This window comes from Giesbergeria sinuosa, assembly GCF_042652905.1.
Classification (GTDB): domain Bacteria; phylum Pseudomonadota; class Gammaproteobacteria; order Burkholderiales; family Burkholderiaceae_C; genus Simplicispira; species Simplicispira sinuosa.
In genome coordinates, this window is sequence record NZ_JBHSHJ010000006.1 from 38,290 (window position 1) to 57,796 (window position 19,507).

At 57.0% G+C, this 19,507-nt stretch carries 15 protein-coding genes; 2 read left to right on the top strand and 13 right to left on the bottom strand.

Annotated elements, in window-relative coordinates; all coding sequences use genetic code 11:
• Nucleotides 1-40: 40 nt before the first annotated feature.
• Genes ACFO6X_RS09060 through ACFO6X_RS09070 form a run of 3 tightly spaced genes read right to left on the bottom strand, consistent with a single transcriptional unit; the run spans nucleotide 41 to nucleotide 3,630 of the window.
• Nucleotides 41-958: an ABC transporter permease gene (locus ACFO6X_RS09060; protein ID WP_382432221.1), complete on the bottom strand. Its 918-nt coding sequence runs from the start codon at nucleotides 956-958 to the stop codon at nucleotides 41-43.
• 1 nt (nucleotide 959) lies between these two features.
• On the bottom strand, nucleotides 960-2,042 hold the full coding sequence (locus ACFO6X_RS09065) for an ABC transporter permease (protein ID WP_382432223.1): 1,083 nt from the start codon (nucleotides 2,040-2,042) through the stop codon (nucleotides 960-962).
• A complete protein-coding gene (locus tag ACFO6X_RS09070; protein ID WP_382432225.1) occupies nucleotides 2,029-3,630 on the bottom strand; it encodes an ABC transporter ATP-binding protein in 1,602 nt (533 codons plus the stop codon). The genes ACFO6X_RS09065 and ACFO6X_RS09070 overlap by 14 nt, the downstream gene beginning before the upstream one ends.
• A gap of 119 nt (nucleotides 3,631-3,749) precedes the next feature.
• Here ACFO6X_RS09070 and ACFO6X_RS09075 point away from each other — a divergent pair, with 119 nt between their 5' ends.
• Nucleotides 3,750-5,642 (top strand): GGDEF domain-containing protein, encoded by a 1,893-nt coding sequence (locus tag ACFO6X_RS09075; protein WP_382432227.1) that lies wholly within the window; start codon nucleotides 3,750-3,752, stop codon nucleotides 5,640-5,642.
• Nucleotides 5,643-5,646: 4 nt separating this feature from the next.
• Here the strand turns inward: ACFO6X_RS09075 and ACFO6X_RS09080 are convergent, their stop codons facing one another.
• The 3 genes from ACFO6X_RS09080 to ACFO6X_RS09090 are packed head-to-tail and all read right to left on the bottom strand — an operon-like array spanning nucleotide 5,647 to nucleotide 11,548.
• Entirely contained in the window at nucleotides 5,647-7,089 is a 1,443-nt protein-coding gene (locus tag ACFO6X_RS09080) for an efflux transporter outer membrane subunit (protein WP_382432229.1), read from the bottom strand.
• Complete coding sequence (locus ACFO6X_RS09085; protein WP_382432231.1) at nucleotides 7,067-10,243, bottom strand: efflux RND transporter permease subunit; 3,177 nt, start codon at nucleotides 10,241-10,243, stop codon at nucleotides 7,067-7,069. Before ACFO6X_RS09085 ends, ACFO6X_RS09080 begins: the two co-directional genes overlap by 23 nt.
• Before the next feature lie 12 nt (nucleotides 10,244-10,255).
• On the bottom strand, nucleotides 10,256-11,548 hold the full coding sequence (locus tag ACFO6X_RS09090; RefSeq protein ID WP_382432233.1) for an efflux RND transporter periplasmic adaptor subunit: 1,293 nt from the start codon (nucleotides 11,546-11,548) through the stop codon (nucleotides 10,256-10,258).
• Nucleotides 11,549-11,723: 175 nt separating this feature from the next.
• On the opposite strand from ACFO6X_RS09090, the gene ACFO6X_RS09095 reads away from it, so the two are divergent.
• Entirely contained in the window at nucleotides 11,724-12,383 is a 660-nt protein-coding gene (locus tag ACFO6X_RS09095) for a TetR family transcriptional regulator (protein WP_382432235.1), read from the top strand.
• Between the two features lie 32 nt (nucleotides 12,384-12,415).
• On the opposite strand, the gene hflC is transcribed toward ACFO6X_RS09095, so the two are convergent.
• From hflC to ACFO6X_RS09130, 7 genes are all read right to left on the bottom strand, one after another.
• Entirely contained in the window at nucleotides 12,416-13,315 is a 900-nt protein-coding gene (hflC, locus tag ACFO6X_RS09100) for a protease modulator HflC (RefSeq protein WP_382432237.1), read from the bottom strand.
• A 9-nt stretch (nucleotides 13,316-13,324) separates the two neighbouring features.
• Nucleotides 13,325-14,689, bottom strand: coding sequence for an FtsH protease activity modulator HflK (gene hflK / locus ACFO6X_RS09105; protein WP_382432239.1), 1,365 nt, complete (start codon nucleotides 14,687-14,689; stop codon nucleotides 13,325-13,327).
• Between the two features lie 47 nt (nucleotides 14,690-14,736).
• Nucleotides 14,737-15,915: a GTPase HflX gene (gene hflX / locus ACFO6X_RS09110; RefSeq protein WP_382432241.1), complete on the bottom strand. Its 1,179-nt coding sequence runs from the start codon at nucleotides 15,913-15,915 to the stop codon at nucleotides 14,737-14,739.
• A gap of 32 nt (nucleotides 15,916-15,947) precedes the next feature.
• Nucleotides 15,948-16,196, bottom strand: coding sequence for an RNA chaperone Hfq (hfq, locus tag ACFO6X_RS09115; protein WP_382432243.1), 249 nt, complete (start codon nucleotides 16,194-16,196; stop codon nucleotides 15,948-15,950).
• Between the two features lie 112 nt (nucleotides 16,197-16,308).
• Complete coding sequence (gene der / locus ACFO6X_RS09120) at nucleotides 16,309-17,646, bottom strand: ribosome biogenesis GTPase Der (RefSeq protein WP_382432246.1); 1,338 nt, start codon at nucleotides 17,644-17,646, stop codon at nucleotides 16,309-16,311.
• Nucleotides 17,647-17,658: 12 nt separating this feature from the next.
• Nucleotides 17,659-18,822 (bottom strand): outer membrane protein assembly factor BamB, encoded by a 1,164-nt coding sequence (gene bamB / locus ACFO6X_RS09125; protein WP_382432248.1) that lies wholly within the window; start codon nucleotides 18,820-18,822, stop codon nucleotides 17,659-17,661.
• Complete coding sequence (locus tag ACFO6X_RS09130; RefSeq protein ID WP_382432250.1) at nucleotides 18,819-19,502, bottom strand: YfgM family protein; 684 nt, start codon at nucleotides 19,500-19,502, stop codon at nucleotides 18,819-18,821. Before ACFO6X_RS09130 ends, bamB begins: the two co-directional genes overlap by 4 nt.
• Between the last annotated feature and the right edge of the window lie 5 nt (nucleotides 19,503-19,507).

A 19,507-nucleotide genomic window follows, 5' to 3' on the forward strand; every position in this document is an offset into this window, starting at 1 on the left:
TTCCTCAAGACAAGGGCAATGGCGCAAAAAGCGGCCATTATCAGCCGGGGTGGAAGGGCTTTCCAAGCGATGCAGGCATGTTGGCACGTATCCAGACCGGATTGCGTGAAATCAATGCCAGCACCACAATCGTGGCTACATAAGGCAACATGCTCAGCAACTGGCTAGCCACCTGCACACCTGTGGCCTGCAAGTGAAACTGCAACATGGTCACCCCACCAAACAGATAGGCACCCAGCAGCACCCGTACTGGCCGCCAGGTAGCAAAGGTGGTGAGTGCCAGTGCGATCCAGCCGCGCCCAGCCACCATGCCTTCTACCCACAGCGGCGTGTAGACAGTGGCAATATAGCCACCCGCCAAACCACACAGGGCGCCCCCCACCACCACAGCCAACAGACGGATGCGGCGCACTGGATAACCCAGTGCATGGGCCGACTCGGGGGATTCCCCCACAGCCCGCAGCACCAGTCCCGCTCGTGTACGGTACAAAAACCACACCAGCCCCGCCGTGAGTGCCATGGTCAGATACACCAGTGGATGCTGGCGAAACAACGCGGCGCCAAGCAGTGGGATGTCACCCAGCCAAGGCAGCGCATACTGGGGCAGCTCTGGCAGCTTGGCCTGCACATAGCCAATGCCCGCAAAGGCTGAAAAGCCCACCCCAAACAGGCTCAGAGCCAACCCCGTGGCATATTGATTGGTGCCCAGCCAAATCACCAGCAGGCCCAGCAAGGCCGCCAGCGCAGCCCCCGCAGCCATCGCGGCGGCAAACCCTAGCCACGGATTGCCGGTATGCACCACCGTGGCAAAGCCCGCCAGTGCTGCACACAGCATCATCCCTTCCGCGCCCAGATTGACGATGCCCGCGCGCTCATTGATCAACAGCCCCAATGCGGCCAGCGCCAGCACCGTGCCTGCACTGAGCGTAGACCCCAGCAGCAATGCGTATGACTCCATCTCACAGCCCTCCTTTCAGGGCAGCCGGTGTACGCACCCAGCGCACCCGGTAAGCCACCAGCGTGTCGCAGGCCAGCAGCGTAAACAGCAGCAAACCCTGAAACACGCCAGTGATCGATTTGGGGAGGCCCAGACGCGATTGCGCCAGTTCACCACCGATATAAAACATGCTCATCAGCACCGCCGACAACACCATGCCCACTGGATGCAGCCTGCCCACAAAAGCCACAATAATGGCGGCAAAGCCATAGCCCGCAGGCACATAGGGCGTGAGCTGGCCGATAGGCCCAGCCACCTCCAATGCCCCGGCCAACCCAGCGGCCCCACCAGATACCAGCAACGCCGTCCACAACGCCCGCCGCGATGAATACCCGGCATAGCGTGCCGCTGCCGGAGCCATACCACCGACCTGTTGGGCAAACCCGGCACGGGTACGAAACAAGAACACCCACAACGCAGCCGCCCCGACCAGCGCCAGCAATAACCCTATATGGGCGCGCGAACCAGCCATAAGGCGTGGAATTTGCGTTACCCGCTCAAAGGTGCGGGTTTGCGGAAAGTTGTAACCCATCGGATCTTTCCATGGGCCAAACACCAGCCAACCCAACACCAAGGTAGCGACATAGACCAGCATCAAACTGACGAGGATTTCATTGGCATAAAAACGGTCGCGCAGCCATGCCACCACCGCCGCCCAAGCCATGCCACCCAGCACCCCTGCCAGCAGCAAGGTGGGCACAATCCAGCTGCCAGTGTCGGGGCGGGCCAGCAGGGCAGTGCCGCCTGCTGCAATGGCCCCCATCACAAACTGCCCTTCGGCCCCGATGTTCCACACGTTGGAGCGAAAACACACCGCCAAGCCCAAGGCAATGAGCAACAATGGTGTGGCCTTGACCATCAGTTCACCCAAGGCATACGAAGATTTGAGCGGCTCCCAGAAAAACATCTGCAACCCCCGCACGGGGTCTTTGTCCAGTGCCACAAACAGCACCATGCCAATCAGCACAGTGATGCACAAGGCCAGCACTGGCGACCCATAGCGCCACCACTGCGAAGGTTGTGGACGGGCTTCAAGCTTGAACATGGTGATCCTTTCCGGCCTGCAATGCCTCCTGTTGTCCCAAATGGGCTTGCACATCACCATGCCACAGGCCACTCATCCATTCCCCAATACGCTCCACCGTCGCCTGCTCACGCTGTAAGCTGGGCGAGAGATGGCCTTTAGCCAGCACATACAGGCGGTCGCTCAACTCGAGCAGCTCATCAAGCTCCTCACTCAGCACCAGCACGGCACAACCAGCATCGCGCAGGGCCAAAATGGCGGCCCGAATCTGCTGTGCGGCCCCCACATCCACCCCCCAGGTGGGCTGGGCCACAATCAATAGCCGAGGCTGGGCATCTATCTCTCGACCCACAATAAACTTCTGCAAGTTGCCACCCGATAGCGATTGCGCTGGGGCGTCTGGCCCTGCCGCCTTGACACCAAAGCGTGCAATGATGGTGCGTGCCTGTTCTCGCAGGCGGCCCATGTGCAGCCAGCCGCCCAGACCCACAGCATCAGCGCGCGTCAACAGCAGGTTGTGCGCCAGCCCCATACTGGGCACGGTGCCCCGCCCCAAACGCTCTTCAGGCACAAAATGCAAGCCTAAGGCCCGCCGCGCCTGCGGCCCCAGATGCGCTACCTCTTGGCCCAGTACCTGCACCATCGCCGCAGCGGCGCGGGTGTCCTCACCAGATAGCGCCTGCAACAGCTCCTGTTGACCATTGCCCGACACTCCGGCAATGCCTACCACCTCTGCGGCCCGCACCTCCAAATCCACATCCATCAAGTCCACACCAAAGGACTGTGAACGAGGCAGGTTCAGCCCCACCAGTGCCAGCACCACCGCACCAGCCTGCACTGGGCGGTGCGTCAATGGTGGCGTGTCGCTACCAATCATCAGGCGCGACAAGGCAGCATTGGATTGCCCGCGCGGATCACATACCCCTGCCACTTCTCCGGCCCGCAGCACAGTACAAGCACTACAGAGGCTACGGATTTCATGCAGTTTGTGACTGATGTAAAGAATGCTGCACCCTTGCGCCGCCAACTGGCGCAACACCACAAACAGCTTTTCTACTGCCTGCGGTGTGAGTACCGAAGTCGGCTCATCCAAAATCAGCAGCCGGGGCTGGGTTAGCAAGGCCCGAATGATCTCTACCCGCTGCATCTCACCCACACTCAAGGTGTGCACCGGACGCAACGGATCTACATCCAGCCCATATTGCGCCGAAGTGCTTCGGATGCGCTCGACTACCTCGGGCAGTGCGATCTGTTGATCCAACCCCAACCAGACATTCTCAGCCACCGACAAGGTATCAAACAGGCTGAAATGCTGAAACACCATAGCAATGCCCAGCGCACGGGCCTCTTGCGGGTTGCGCACCTGCACGGCCTGCCCGTCAAAGTGCAAACTGCCTTCATCGGGCTGCACCGCACCGTAAATAATTTTCATCAGCGTGGATTTGCCTGCGCCGTTCTCACCCAATACAGCATGAATCTCGCCCGGCTGTACGGTCAGGGCCACATCTTTGTTGGCAACCACACCTGGATAGCGTTTGGTAATGCCCGCCAACTGCAACCGGGGTGGCGGAGTACAGACAGGGGCGGTAGAAAATGCAGAAAAGCTCATATAGCCATTGTCTCTCAGTGCTTTTCCAGCTTTTACCCGGGGCCATTTTGTTGTAATAGCACTGTCACCCAACCGGGCTATGGTCTGTGCATCCTCTCTAACGTTCAGGACACCAGCACATGCCTTCTACCGCTTCCATAGCCTGTGAAAGAGTGCTCACGCCGCTGTCTCCGGCCTTACGTCTGGGCCAAGGTCTGCTGGCCAAGCTGGTGCGATCTGGACAACTGCATTGCGTCTTTCAGCCCTTGGCGGATCTGCGCTCTGGCACCATCCATGCCCACGAGGCGCTGATTCGTGGCCCCGAAGGCACCACCTGGCACACCCCCGATGCCCTGCTCGACATTGCCCGACGTGAGCATGTACTGCAAGACTTTGAAATTTTTTGTGCCTACACCGCGTTGCAAGAGTGGGGGGCCACCGGTGCGGACGGACGCGTCTTTGTCAACATCAGTGCCGATGCTCTAGTGCAGGCGCTGGCGCTGTGTGGCACGCAAGGGCTGGCAGGCATGGTACGCAGTTGGGGCGTCAAACCCCGCATGGTGGTGCTGGAAATTACCGAACACGAACGGGTGGGCGACATGGCCCGATTGCGTCAAGCGGTGCAGAGCGTCCATGCGGCAGGGATGCGGCTGGCACTAGACGATTTTGGCGATGGGCGCTCTAGCCTACGGGTCTGGTCTGAGGTCAAACCCGATTTCGTCAAAATTGATAAATACTTTGTGCGTGACATCAGCGCCCAGCCACAAAACCTCCAAATGGTGCAGGCCATCAAAGGCATCGCCCAAGTTTTTGGAACTACCCTGATCGCCGAAGGCATAGAAACGGCCGCCGATTTGCGCGCTATCCGTGATTTGGATATTGCCTACGGTCAAGGCTGGCTGCTGGGGCGTCCGGCCCGCCAAGCAGCACAGACCCTGCCCACCTTGGCCCAAGAAGTCTTGCAAGACCACAGCGTGGCCGTCTTGCCCCATACCGCCCAAACCCCGGCCCCTCCGGGGGTACTGCGCCATATCTCGGTGGTGGCGGCCCCCACCCTGATGCCGGACATGGACAACGATGCTGTGGCAACCTGCTTTCAGCAGCATAGCCACCTGCATGCCCTGGCCATTGTGGAAGACGAACGCCCTATTGCGCTCATCAACCGCCAAACGTTCATGACCGACTACGCAACGCTGTATTTTCGTGAACTGCACGGTCGCAAATCTTGTCTGGCTTTTGCCAATCTGCAACCCAGGGTGGTGGAGCGCGACTGCGATGTCGGGCAACTGTTGGGCATTTTGACTTCCCAAGACCAACGCTACCTGAGCGATGGCTTCATCGTCACCGACAATGGCCGCTATGTGGGTCTGGGTACGGGGGAGCAACTGGTGCGTGCAGTCACAGAAGCACGGGTGGAAGCGGCCCGCCACGCCAACCCACTCACCTTCTTGCCGGGCAACATTCCCATCAGCCAACACATCCAGCGTTTGTTAGACCACAACGTCTCTTTTGTGGCCTGCTATGCCGATCTGAACCACTTCAAGCCCTTCAACGACCAATATGGCTACTGGCGTGGCGATGAAATGATCCGGCTGCTGGCGCGGGTCAGCACCAGCCATGCCGATGCCGAACGCGACTTTGTTGGCCATGTGGGCGGCGATGATTTCTTGCTGGTGTTTCAAAGCACGGACTGGCTGGCCCGCTGCCATGCCATCGTGAGTGAGTTCGCGCAGGAGGCGCGCAAACTCTTCGACCCCACCGCTCAGGCTGCAGGAGGCATCCATGCAGAAGATCGGCATGGCGTGCTGCGTTTCTTTCCCTGCACCACGGTCTCGATTGGGGCCACCTGCATTGCCCCCGGCCAACTCACCCAAGCAGAAGATGTGGCCAATCTGGCTGCGGTGGCCAAACACGAGGCCAAGCGCAGCACCCTGCCTGTAGTGGTGCATGGCGGCAGCACCCACCGCCCCCATCCACACCTGATAGCCGTGCCGCGCAGCCCCGAGCCATCCAGACAAGCACTGGTGGCCTGAGCAGTTACTGGGCCAGTGCAGATTCTGCCGCTGGCGGCGCTTTCCACCCACCCCCCACCGCCTTGTAGAGGGCAATCTGGTTTTGCCGTTGGGCCAACTGGGTTTGTGTCAGTGCCTGCTGGCTGGCAAACAGCGTGCGCTGGGCATCTAACACTTCCAGATGACTAGCCACACCATTGCGATAGCGCAGATCGGCCAATCGGAACCGTTCGGCTTCTGCCTGAACCTGTTCTTGCTGTGCCTGTAGCTGTGGCCCTAGGGTGGCATAACCCGCTAGCGCATCGGCCACTTCCCGAAACGCTGTCTGAATGGCCTTCTCATACTGTGCCAACGCCAAATCTCGGCTGGCCTGTGCTGCTTCCAGATTGGCCTGATTGCGCCCGGAGTCAAAAATGGGCAGCATGGCTTGGGGTGCCAGAGTCCAGCCCCAAGAGCCACTTTGGAACAGCCCCGACAGCGCACTGCTGGCCGTGCCCGCACTGGCCGTGAGTGCGATGCGCGGAAAAAATGCGGCGCGTGCAGCACCAATGTTGGCATGGGCCGCCACCAGTTGTTGCTCTGCCTGCCGAATGTCTGGACGGTGTTCCAACAAGTCTGAAGGCAGTCCCACGGGCACCTCACGCAATGCCGACCGGGCCTCTGTGCTCGAACGCAACTCCAGCAAAGTATCGGGCAGCGTTTGGCCTACCAGTTGCGTGAGTGCATTCACATCCAAGGCCCGCAGGCGCTGTTGCTGAGCCAAGGTAGCCCGTGCCGAAGCCAGCAAAGACTCGGCCTGTCGCAGATCCAGTGCAGAAGCTACACCCTGTTCAAAACGCAAACGCACCAGCCGCAGCGAATCCTCACGCGTTACCAATGTGCGCTGTGTCAGGGCCAGCAATTCATTGTTGGTTTGCAAACTCAGCCAAGTGCTGCTCACCGAAGCCACAAGGCTGGTCTGCACCGCATTGCGGGCCTCCTGTGTGGCGAGAAATTGGGCCAATGCGGCATCCTTGAGACTCGCAATACGCCCAAAGAAATCAATCTCCCACGAGGCCAGAGACAACCCAGCACTATAGGCACTGCTGATGTCGCCACTGCCATCGGTCTTGGGTTGGCGATTGCCCGTCACTCCTGCCTGGATGGTTGGCAACTGGTCGGCCTTGCGAATCTGGTACTGCGCCCGTGCTTGCTCCAAATTGGCCAATGCCGCCCGCAAGTCCCGGTTGTTCTGCAATGCCATTGCCACCAGTTCACGCAACCGCGCATCGTCAATAAAGTCTTGCCAGAGCACATTTGCCGCCGTGTGGGCATGACCCGCCTGCACAGCGTCGGTTGTCATGGGCCATTGCGGGGCCACTGGTGCCTCCGGGCGAACATACGCCGGTGTCATAGAACAACCGGCCAACAAGGCCGCGGCCATCCAAGTCAAAGTCAGCCGGGTATTACGCATGGGGGGTGCCTTCATGGTGGTGGGCCTCAATCCCGGCTGCCCGGGCATGTTCAACATACATCTTGCGCTGGCGCTCGCTGCCCTTGAACAAACTGCGCACTGCCACGAAAAAGATGGGCACAAAAAACACCGCCAGCAAAGTGCCAACGACCATCCCCGAAATCACCCCCGTACCAATGGCACGCTGGCTGGCCGAGCTGGCCCCCGATGCAATGGCCAAGGGCACCACCCCCAAAATGAAGGCCAGCGAGGTCATGATGATCGGACGGAAACGCAGATGGGCGGCCTCCAGCGCGGCCTCTACCACGCTGTGCCCCTGGGCTTGCAGGTCTTTGGCAAATTCGATAATCAAAATGGCGTTTTTGGCCGACAAACCAATAATAGTGATCAGGCCGACTTGGAAATAAACATCGTTGGTCATGCCCCGTGTGCTGATGCCCAACAGCACCCCCAGCACCCCCAGCGGCACCACCAAAATCACAGCCAACGGAATCGACCAGCTCTCATACAAAGCTGCCAAGGCCAAGAACACCGCCAAAATGGCAAAACCATACAGCACGATGGCTTGCGAGCCTGCCAGCTTCTCTTCGCGCGACTGGCCTGTCCATTCAAAGCCAAAACCCGGTGGCAACTGGCTAGCCAAGCGTTCCATCTCAACCATTGCATCCCCGGTGCTATAGCCCGGCGCAGCGCCCCCCGAAATACGCATGGCCGGATAGCCGTTGTAGCGCACCGTCTGCATGGCCCCCGATGCCCAGCGGGTAGTGGCAAATGCCGACAGTGGCACTGCCTTGCCAACATTGTTCACGGCTGTCAGCTTCAGAATGTCTTCTGGCTGCATTCGCTCCTTGGCTTCAGCCTGTACCACCACACGTTGTAAGCGCCCAGCATTGGGAAAATCATTCACATAGGCCGACCCCAAGGCGGTAGAGATACTGCTGTTGATGGCCGCAAAGCCCACCCCTTGGGCGTTGGCCTTGTCGCGGTCAATGTCTACTTGCAACTGTGGTGCGTCTTCCAACCCATCAGGGCGCACCCCCGACAGCACTTTGCTCTGACGGGCCATGCCCAAAATCTGGTTGCGTGCTGCCACCAAGGCATCGTGCCCATTGCCACCGCGATCCTGCAAGCGGAAGGTAAAGCCCGAACTGCTGCCCAATTCTGGAATAGGTGGTGGATTCAGCGGGAAGATAAAGGCATCGCGTATCCCCATCAACGCCCCCATGGCACGACCGGCAACCGCTTCGGCGGTGTGCGCCTCTCCGGGGCGCTCTGCCCAGTCTTTGAGCGTCACAAACGACAAGCCTGCATTTTGGCCCTGACCCGAAAAGCTAAAGCCCATCACCGCCACCATGCTCTGAACTTCAGGCTGCGCCAGCATGAAATCCTCTACCTTCTCCACCACAGCGCGGGTACGCTCCTGCGTGGCACCCGGTGGCAATTGGATATTGACCAACAAATTGCCTTGGTCTTCATTGGGCAAGAAGGAGGTTGGCAAACGCAAATACAACACCCCCACCGCTGCGACCAATGCCAAATAAACCACCATCATCCGGCCCGCACGGTGCAGCAACTTCGCCACCCAACCTTCGTAACCCTTGGCACTGCGGGCAAAACCCCGGTTAAAAGCGCCAAAAAATCCGGTCTTGGCATGTGCATGGCCTGCCTGCACCGGCTTGAGCAGCGTGGCACACAGGGCAGGAGTCAAAGACAGCGCCATAAAAGCCGAGAAAGCAATCGATACCGCCATCACAGCCGAGAACTGGCGATAGATGTTGCCTACCGAACCAGCAAAGAAAGCCAGTGGCACAAACACCGAAATCAGCACCACAGTGATACCGATGATGGCCCCAGAGATTTGCCCCATCGCTTTGCGCGTGGCTTCTAGCGGCGACAGCCCCTCCTCGCTCATGATGCGCTCGACGTTTTCCACCACCACAATGGCATCGTCCACCACAATACCGATCACCAGCACCATGCCAAACATGGTCAGCACATTGATCGAGAAGCCCAGCGCCAGCAAGGCACCAAAGGTGCCCAACAAGGCCACCGGCACCACAATGGTCGGAATGATGGTGTAGCGGAAGTTCTGCAAAAACAGAAACATCACCAAGAACACCAGCGCAATCGCTTCCAACAACGTTTTGGCTACTTGTTGAATAGAAATTTTGACAAAACCCGAGCTGTCATAAGGAATCGTCCACACCACACCGGGCGGAAAATATTTTTCCAGCTCTGCCAAACGCACCTTGACAGCCTCGGCGGCAGCCAAGGCATTGCCCGATGGCGACAGCTGCACCCCCATGCCCGAAGCAGGCTTACCATTGAGCCGTGCGCTGGTCGCATAGGACTGCGACCCCAGCTCAATGCGCGCCACGTCTTGGAGGCGCACCGTCGAGCCGTCGGCATTGGCCCGCAGCACAATCCGACCAAACTCTTCTACGTTGCTGAGTTGACCGGGCACCACCACCGTGGCAGAAATCGTCTGTCCCACCACATGGGGCAACTCGCCCAAGCTGCCCGCAGACACTTGCGCATTCTGTGCCTGAATGGCCGCAGCCACCTCCGCTGCCGACAGGTGGTATCCCTGCAACTTGGTAGGATCAACCCAGACACGCATGGCACGCTCGGCACCAAACAATTGCACTTGGCCAATGCCGGGCAGGCGCTGCAACTCGGGCACCACATTGCGCGAAGCGTAATCGCTCAGGGCTGAGACATCAATCTTCGGGTCGTTGGATGAAAGCATCGCAAACAACAGGAAGTTCGAGCGCGCCTTGTCCACGCGTACGCCTTGTTGGTTGACCACTGCAGGCAACCGGGGCGTAGCCCGTGACAAGCGGTTCTGCACTTCCACTTGGGCCAGATCCGCATTGGTGCCGGGTTCAAAACTCAGGGTGATGGTGCCAGAGCCATTGGCCTGGCTGACGGTCTCGATATACGCCAAACCGGGGGCGCCATTCATCTCGCGCTCAATCACCGCCAGCACGCTGTCTTCCAGCGTCTGTGCCGACGCACCGGGATAGGCCGCATTGATCACAATGGTCGGCGGGGCCACTGCGGGGTACTGGGCAACCGGCAGTTTGGTGATGGAGACAGCCCCCAACACCATAATGAACAAAGCAATCACCCAAGCAAAGATGGGGCGATCAATAAAAAATTTAGCCATGAATGAGGCTCCTTACTGCTTGGCCGTGCTGGCCGCTTCCGCCGCTGCTGCGCCAGCAGGTGCAGCGGGCTGGGGCACGCTGCCCGGCGCCTGCCACCGCACAGCCTTTACAGGCGTGCCCGGTGGCAGCATCTGCAACTTCTGGAAGCCGTCCACCATCACCTGTTCACCCGCCTGAAGCCCCTCCAACACAATCCACTGGTTATTGCGTGCAGCCCCTACCTTCACGGTGCGTGGCACCAGCTTGCCCTCAGCGGTCACCACCGTCACTTTGTCTCCTTGCTGGGTGCGGGTCACGGCCTGTTGCGGCAAAGTAATGGCATCAGCCACCTGGGCCTGCTCCAAGCGCACACGCACATACAGCCCCGGCAGCAATTCGACTTTGGGGTTAGGCACTTCGGCACGCAAAGTGATTTGTCCTGTAGTGGCATCTACTGTCAGATCCGAAAACAACAACTTGCCCGACAAAGGGTATTCACTGCCATCGTCCAACACCACTCGGATGCTGGCCGCTTCTTTCCCCGCCGCCCGCTTGAGTTGTCCCGCCTCCAAAGCCCGACGCAACTTCATCACCTCTGCAGCCGACTGGGTAAAGTTCACATATACCGGATGAATTTGCTGAATCACGGCCAGAGGCGTGCTCTCTCCCTGCCCAACCAACGCGCCTTCGGTCACCAATGCCCGGCCAATGCGGCCCGCAATCGGTGCTGTCACACTGGCGTGGCTCAGATTGATTTGCGCCGTCTGCACGGCTGCTTTTCCTGCAGCCACATCGGCCTGTGCCTGCTGTTCAGCCGCCACTGCATTGGCATATTCCTGCCGACTCACGGCATGGGCATCCACCAAAGGCTGATAACGTTGGGCCAATGCCGATGCTTGGGTCAGATTGGCCTGCGCCCGAGCCAACTGGGCCTGTGCGGTCTGCAAGGCCGCCTGATAAGGTGCCGGATCAATGACAAACAGCGGCTGCCCCTGCTTCACCTCACTGCCTTCTACAAATAGCCGTTTTTGCACAATGCCTGCAGCACGCGCCCGCACCTGAGCCACCCGTGACGCCTCCAAACGCCCTGGCAACTCCGTGACCAACCCCACATCACCCAATGCCGCCGTCACCACCCCAACTTCTGGGGCTGGCATCTTGCCCCCAGGGCCAGCCGCTGCCGCTGGTGCTTCTGTCTTGCCACAGCCAGCCAACAATAGCACCGCCACTGCACTGGCTACCACCGCACCTGCATCAAAGAATGGCCGCTTTGACAAAACAGCAGGTGACAAAGCAGTCTGGGAAAGACGCAACAAAGCAGGCATGGCAGGAATCCTTTGGCGGAAAAAGGCAGTGCGCACAGAAAAACGGCATCTTTGGAAAGACACCGCGCACACTGCTCCATCTTGAAGACAGGATGGTGAAAGAAGAGATGCAGTATACATACATTCGAGAATGTATGTATAGTACAAGCTTTGCCCCTGACAGTGGAGATGATTTATGGCGCGACGCACCAAGGCCGAGGCGCAGGCCACGCGCAACGGGTTACTAGATGCTGCAGAGCAGTTGTTCCAAGCGCGAGGTGTCTCACGCACCTCACTGAACGATATTGCGACCGCTGCCGGTACAACGCGCGGGGCTATCTATTGGCATTTCAAGGACAAGGCTGACCTGTTCAATGCCATGATGGAGCGGGTCACGCTGCCATTGGAAGAGATTCACGCACAGGCCAGTCTGGTCACCGATGGCGATGCCCTCACCCAACTGCGTACTGCTTTATTGGGTGCATTGCACATCATTGCCACCGATGCTTCTACCCGACGGGTACTGGAAATTGCCATCCACAAAATGGAATTAACCAACGAGCTTGTGGCCGTGCAAGAACGCTGTTTGCGCATCTACCGTCAGTGTGTAGAACACAACCAATTGGCCTTGACCTCAGCCGTACAAGCGAGGGGGCAAGCATTGGCTATTCCTTTGCACACAGCAGCCACAGGCTTGCAGGCGCTGGTCGAAGGGCTGGTACAGCACTGGCTGCTGAACCCGCAGGCCTTTGATTTAGAGCAGACCGGCCAACAAACGATGGATGTGTATCTGGCAGGGCTGACCTTGTCCATGCGCCCCCCACTGCAAGAAAAAACCCCCGGCCAATCTTGCTGATCGGCAGGGGGCTGCTGTGAGTAGCTCAGGCCTCAGTGGCGGGATGCTGCGCCTGCCGCGCCCCCACGAAACACCTTGAAAAACTCCGAAGAATTGGGATCTAGCAGCAGCACATCGCTCTTCTTACTGAAGCTGGCTTTGTAGGCATCTAGGCTGCGGTAAAACTGGGCAAACTGCGGATCGCGGCCAAAGGCTTCGGCATAGATGCGGGCCGCCTCGGCATCGCCCTCGCCCTTCACCTTCTGCGCATCACGGTAAGCGTTGGCAATGGTGATTTCACGCTGGCGGTCGGCGTCGGCACGGATCTTTTCGCCCTCAGCCGCCCCCGTGGAGCGCAACTCGTTGGCCACACGCTTGCGTTCAGCTTCCATACGGCGATACACCGACTCGGTGATGGACTCCACATAATCGACACGGGTGATACGCACATCCACCACGTCCACGCCCCAGGGCTTGCTACCACGCACCGACTCCAGCACCTCACGCTTAACATCGGCCATCAACTGCTCGCGCTTGGAAGACAGCAACTCCTTGACGGTACGCTTGTTGATTTCTTCTTGGAAGGCATTGCGCACCACCCGATTGAGTTGGGTCGCACCAGCATTCTCATCCAACCCCACATTGCGGATGTATTCAGACGGCTCACTGATACGCCAACGCACATACCAGTCGATCACTACCCGTTGCTTTTCTGCGGTCAGCATGGGTTCGGTATCTGTGCTGTCCAGTGTCAACAAACGCTTGTCAATGTACGACACGTTTTGGAACGGTGGCGGCAGCTTGAAATTCAGACCAGGCTCGGTAATGACTTCTTTGATTTGTCCCAGTGCGTAGACAACGCCAAATTGGCGCTGATCCACCACAAACAACATAGAACTGGCCAATGCCAGCAGAGCAAAAACCGAGGAAGCAAAAAATCCAACACGATTCACATCGTTCTCCTAGCGTGCTTCACGGTCACGTGTACGGCCGCTGTCGCGTGTGCGAGCATCCACCGACATATTTCCCGAGGGTGTGGACACCGGGGGCGTGGCAGTGGAAGCGGGTACACCCACCACATCTGAGGCAGACGCAGTGCCACCTTGCAGAATTTTCTCTAGCGGCAAATACAGCAGATTGCCACCTTGGCGCGAATCGACCATCACCTTGGTGACATTGCTGTAGATTTGCTGCATAGACTCGATATACAGGCGATCACGGGTCACTTGGGGCGCCTTCTGGTATTCGGCCAACACAGAGCTAAAGCGTTGTGCATCCCCCTGTGCTTGCGCCACAATCCGGGCCTTGTAGGCTTCGGCCTCTTCCTTGAGCCGCGAGGCAGAACCCACAGCACGCGGCACTACGTCATTGGCGTAAGCCTGTGCTTCATTCTTGGCCCGTTCGCGCTCTTGCCCTGCTTTGAGCACGTCATCAAACGCCGACTGCACCTGCTCGGGTGGCCGTACGCCGCCTTGCTGCAAATTAATACCCACCACCTCTACACCAACCTTGTAACGGTCTAGGATGGTTTGCATCAAGGTGCGTACACGGGGGGCAATTTGGTCGCGCTCTTCTGCCAGTGCCGTATCCATACGCATCTTGCTCACCACCTCGCGCACAGCAGTTTCTGCCGCCTGGGTCACAGCATCGGCTGGGTTTTTGCTTTCAAACAACCAAGCTCTGGCATCGTTGAGTCGGTATTGCACGGCAAACTTGATCTCAACGATATTTTCATCTTCGGTCAACATGGCCGACTCACGCAGACCTGTAGACTTGATGATGCTGTCGCGCCCAACATCGGTAGAACGAATCTGCGTCACAAACACCAACTCGTGGCGTTGAACCGGATAAGGCAAACGCCAGTTGAAACCAGCCCCCACCGTGCTGTGGTACTTGCCAAACTGGGTAATCACCGCCTGTTGGCCTTCCTGAACAATGAAGAACCCTGTGCCCAACCAGATCAGCACAGCAATGGTGGCAATCACACCAACACCCAGACCAGCGCCCTTCATGTCTGGCGGCACATTGCCACCATTGCCATTACCGGCACCACCACCCGGCTTCTCACCAAAGAGCCCCGCCAGTTTGCGGTTGAGATCGCGCCACAACTCGTCCAAGTCTGGGGGTTGTTGCCCCGTTTGGTTGCTTGAATCACGTCCTCGTGGCGCAGGGGGGCGCTCAGAAGGGGGGCGCGGGGTGGGGGGAGGCTGTTTGTCATCACCAGAGTTGTTGTCACCACGCCCCCAGCGCGGATCGTTGAGATTGAACATCCCACGCAGGCGCTGCAACACAGGTGCCCAGCCACGAAGAGAAGATGGTTGGTTCATGCAAAAATTCTCTGATTCTGATTTCAGTTAGCTTAAAACAACAACGCCTAACCCGGATCTTGGGACTGCAAGAAAGGGACATCGGCCTGTGTGGGCATCTCTGTCAAAGCCACAATCGTTGCTGCCAATTGGCTGCGCAGACCTGCCAACCCAACACCTGTGCGGGCGCTCACAAACACACGGGGAATCAAGCGGCCATCAAGCTCATAAACATCCTGCAACAGTGCAGGTTGTTGGCCCTCGGGCAACGCATCGATCTTGTTGAACACCAGCAATTGTGGAACATCGATTGCACCGATTTCTTCCAGCACCTGTTGCACCTGTTGGATCTGTTCAGGAAATTTTGGATTGGCAGCATCAATCACATGCAACAGCAAATCCGCATCCACTGCTTCTTGCAACGTGGCTTGAAAGGCATCGATCAGGCCATGTGGCAAGTCTCGGATGAATCCCACCGTATCGGACAAAGAGACCGAACGTTGAAGTTCGCCAATATAGAACTGGCGTGTGGTGGTATCGAGCGTGGCAAAAAGCTGGTCTGCGGCAAAAGCCCTGGCTTTCACCAGTGCGTTGAACAAGGTAGATTTACCGGCATTGGTGTAACCCACCAGCGAGACATTGAAGGTGTCACGCCGCTCGCGTTGACGCCGTTGGGTCGAGCGTTGGCGTTTGACCTTGGACAGCCGCTCTTTGAGCCGTTTGATCGCTTCGCCAATCATGCGGCGATCCAATTCAATCTGGGCCTCACCAGGCCCACCACGGGCACCAATCCCTCCCCGTTGCCGCTCCAGATGTGACCAACGGCGCACCAAACGGGTACTGAGGTAGTTGAGCCGAGCCAATTCAACCTGCAATTTACCTTCGTGACTTCTGGCCCGTTGGGCAAAAATCTCCAAAATCAGAAAGGTACGGTCATTGACCGGCAATTCGAGGTGGCGCTCCAGATTTCTTTGCTGTGCGGGGCTGAGTGCCTGATCAAACAGGACTTCAACCGCTCCATGCATCTGTGCCAGCAAACGTATCTCATCTGCTTTGCCGCTACCCACAAACAAGGCTGCATCTGGCGCCTTGCGTTTGCAAACTACCGATGCCACAGGCCGCATTCCTGCGGTCTGCGCCAACAGGCCCAACTCTTCTAGCTGGGCATCAAAATCCACAGTCCCAAAATCTACCCCCACCAAGAGTACGGGTGTAGATTTTTCTTGGCTCGCGTTATCTGATTTCAAATCAATTTTTAGTTGAAGTCTACGGCTAATGCTTAGGAATTTTCAGGATCTGTATTTTCAGCAATTGAAAAATTCACCGCACGCCCTGGGACTATGGTAGATATAGCATGTTTGTAAACCATTTGCGTGACTGTGTTACGCAAAAGCACCACATACTGATCAAAAGACTCGATCTGACCTTGCAACTTAATACCATTGACCAAATAAATGGAAACCGGCACATGCTCACGCCGCAGGGCGTTCAGAAATGGATCTTGCAGAATTTGACCTTTGTTGCTCACGATATTCTCCGTGTTAAAAATAGAAGTAGATGGTAAAAAGGATTGAAGCAACTATCGGCAATGAATTTTATTTTCAGGCACCAAAACTCAGCATTAACAACCAAGACGATGATTAATCATCCTGATTGGCATAAGGGTTTTTAGAGGTTTTCATCTCTATGCGCAACGGGGTGCCAACCAAGTTGAACTCTTTGCGGAAGCGCCCTTCCAAAAATCTTTTGTAAGCCTCTGTGACATGCTCCAAAGAATTACCGTGGATCACAATCACGGGTGGATTCATGCCCCCCTGATGGGCATAACGAAGCTTAGGACGGAACATGCCCGAGCGTTTGGGACTCTGAAACTGCACCGCCTCTAGTAACAAACGTGTCAATACGGGCGTAGGCATCTTGCAGACAGCAGCCTGATGGGCCTGCAAAATAGCGGGCCACAAGGCGGCCAATCCTTGCCTCTTGGCCGCAGAAATAAAATGCAAGGCAGCAAACTTGAGAAACCCCAACTTGCTTTCTATGGCGCGCTCGACCAACTGACGTTGGTACTCGTCCACAGCATCCCATTTGTTCACCGCAACCACAACAGCACGGCCACTTTCTAGAATGTATCCAGCAATATGGGCATCTTGGTCTGTAATGCCTTGGGTGGCATCAAGCAAGAGCAACACCACATTGGCAGAATCAATGGCCTGCAAGGTCTTGACGACAGAAAACTTTTCAATGGCTTCAAATACCCGGCCTTTACGACGCAACCCTGCCGTATCGACCAATTCAAATTTTTGACCATCGCGCTCAAAGGGCACCGAAATGGCATCTCTGGTGGTACCTGGCATATCAAATGCCACCAAGCGTTCCTCACCCAGCCAAGCATTGATCAAGGTAGATTTGCCAACATTGGGGCGCCCCGCCACGGCCAATTTGATGCTGGCATCAGGCTCTGCACCCACATCATCCGTGTCGTCCAATCCCAAGTCGTTGAGTGCCAGCTCAATCAATCCGCGGATGCCCTGCCCATGTGCCGCAGAAATGGCATGAACCTCACCCAACCCCAGCTCATAAAACTCTGAGAGCTGCATCCCCTCACGCATCCCTTCGGCCTTATTGGCTACCAGGACGCATTGCTTACCCAAACGCCGCAAATATTGTGCAATATCGTGGTCTTGACCAGAAAGACCCGCACGGGCATCGACCACAAACACCACCACATCGGCCTCTGCGACCGCTTGTTGTGTCTGACGGGCCATTTCGCGATAGATACCAGAGGAGGCGTCAGGCTCAAAACCACCGGTATCGATCACAATATACTCGTGCTTGCCCTGCTTCCCACTTCCGTAATGGCGGTCACGCGTTAAACCAGCAAAGTCTGCGACGATCGCATCCCGAGACTTTGTCATGCGGTTGAAGAGGGTAGATTTCCCCACGTTGGGACGACCTACCAAAGCGATGACTGGTTTCATTGATAATTTTATTTATTCTGGACGAAAGCCGTATATTTTTCCTGCGGCCGTTGTGACCACCAAGGTGTTTCCGGCAATCATGGGTTGCGCCAAAATACCGGAATCGTCGGTTTTTACACGGTTGAGCAGGCTTCCGTCAGTTTTGGACAGGAAATACAAGTTCCCCGTGCTGTCACCAACAATCACCGAGCGCCCCAACAGCAAAGGTGGAGACAGCTTGCGATACTTCAACTGGTCTGTAGACCATAGCTGCGAACCATTGCTGCGGTTCCAAGCTACCACCATACCATTGCTTTCCACGCCATAAACGGCTTGCTGATCTCCATCAACGCCATGAATACCGTGGGACTTTTGCGTCCACAGCATTTTACCGTTGCCGGCATTGACACAGGCCACTACCGATTGAAAAGACCTTGCACATAACACACCATTGGTTTTGCTGACTGGCCCCACCAAGTCCACCAGACGCTCAATCTCATTGGTGCCTCTGGGAATCGACAAGGGAGACTCCCACAACACACTGCCCGTGTCTGGCTGAATACCGGCCAATCTGCCATAAACCCCTACCAGCAAGGTATTGTTCATGGCGGTCAAGACACCGGCTTGTTGCAGCACCAGACTCTCGTTGGTGGTAGAAGGCGTTTGCGTCCACAGCCGATGGCCCGCATTGGCATCAAATGCCATGATGCTCCTGTCTGTGCTGAGCAGGAACACGCGCCCCCCAGCCACCAATGGGGCGGTAAAGACGGGTGCCGTCAAGCGTTGACGCCATTTTTCCTGACCAGCTACCAACAAAACCAGTTCGTTATTGGCTGACACCACAGCCACCACGTCACCGTCTACCCCTGCTCCGGCGGTGAGTGCCTCTTGCAAAGAGGCTTTCCACAACGCATGGCCTGTGTTGGCGTCGATAGCGGTCACTTCCCCATCAGAGGAAGCTACTGTGAGCACATGGGCCTTGGCTTGCATGGACATCTGTGCCTTGAAGGCTGTGCCCACTTTGGCCGTCCATGTTTGCTGTATGTTCAAGAGCGGCGCATGGACTTCTATATCCTTGGGCTTGTTCTCTGGGCTAGAGCCCAGAAAAGAGCAAGCGCCAAGCATCAAACTGGCCAGTACCACCCCCAACCAACGGGGTGAATGCCGTAGAGGCTTCAGGTTTGGATCTGTTTTCACCCTGCTACCCCCTTACCAGCAGACGCTGCCGAAGAACCCGACGGATTGACACCCAACGCATTGAGCTTGAACTCCACTAGCCGCCTGTACTCTGGATTAGCACCAGATTTCTCGTGGGCCAGCAGATACTGCTGAACGGCATCGGTCGGCTTTTGTTGCAGCATTTGAATATCACCTTTGCGGTCTGCCACAATGGCTTCAAACTCTGGTGGAAAAGCTACGGCCAGTTGCTGCAACGCTTCATCATAAGCGCCTTTTTCCATCAACAAGCTGGCGAGGCGCAGACGTGCAATTGATTTGTATCCTTCATCAGCACCGCTTTGTGCCACCCACGAAAGCGCGTCCTCAGGTTTGACTGGCCCTGGTTTTTCTTGGGCTGCTTTGGAAGCCAACAAACCCGCCTGCACCGCCTGATGGGTGCTGGCATATTTTTCACGGATGTCATTGAAGGCTTGCCCCACCCTCGACTCATTTTTGGCCAAGACAGACGTGCTCAATTCTTCCAGCAAAGCCGCGGCCTGCATGGACTGTCGGTTTTGCCAGAATTGATAGCCATTCCAGATGGCTATCGATCCAAAAATAAGCAACAGTGCCGAACTGATCAGGGTACCCCAAGTGTTCCAGAAGTGCTTGAGCTGGTCTATTTGCTCTTGTTCTTCAAGATCGAGATGATTGGCCATAAAGT

Coding starts and splice junctions, on each gene's coding strand:
- ACFO6X_RS09060 (WP_382432221.1), bottom strand. CDS start 958: ATGGAGTCATACGCATTGCTGCTGGGGTCTACGCTCAGTGCAGGCACG.
- ACFO6X_RS09065 (WP_382432223.1), bottom strand. CDS start 2,042: ATGTTCAAGCTTGAAGCCCGTCCACAACCTTCGCAGTGGTGGCGCTAT.
- ACFO6X_RS09070 (WP_382432225.1), bottom strand. CDS start 3,630: ATGAGCTTTTCTGCATTTTCTACCGCCCCTGTCTGTACTCCGCCACCC.
- ACFO6X_RS09075 (WP_382432227.1), top strand. CDS start 3,750: ATGCCTTCTACCGCTTCCATAGCCTGTGAAAGAGTGCTCACGCCGCTG.
- ACFO6X_RS09080 (WP_382432229.1), bottom strand. CDS start 7,089: ATGAAGGCACCCCCCATGCGTAATACCCGGCTGACTTTGACTTGGATG.
- ACFO6X_RS09085 (WP_382432231.1), bottom strand. CDS start 10,243: ATGGCTAAATTTTTTATTGATCGCCCCATCTTTGCTTGGGTGATTGCT.
- ACFO6X_RS09090 (WP_382432233.1), bottom strand. CDS start 11,548: ATGCCTGCTTTGTTGCGTCTTTCCCAGACTGCTTTGTCACCTGCTGTT.
- ACFO6X_RS09095 (WP_382432235.1), top strand. CDS start 11,724: ATGGCGCGACGCACCAAGGCCGAGGCGCAGGCCACGCGCAACGGGTTA.
- hflK (WP_382432239.1), bottom strand. CDS start 14,689: ATGAACCAACCATCTTCTCTTCGTGGCTGGGCACCTGTGTTGCAGCGC.
- der (WP_382432246.1), bottom strand. CDS start 17,646: ATGAAACCAGTCATCGCTTTGGTAGGTCGTCCCAACGTGGGGAAATCT.
- ACFO6X_RS09130 (WP_382432250.1), bottom strand. CDS start 19,502: ATGGCCAATCATCTCGATCTTGAAGAACAAGAGCAAATAGACCAGCTC.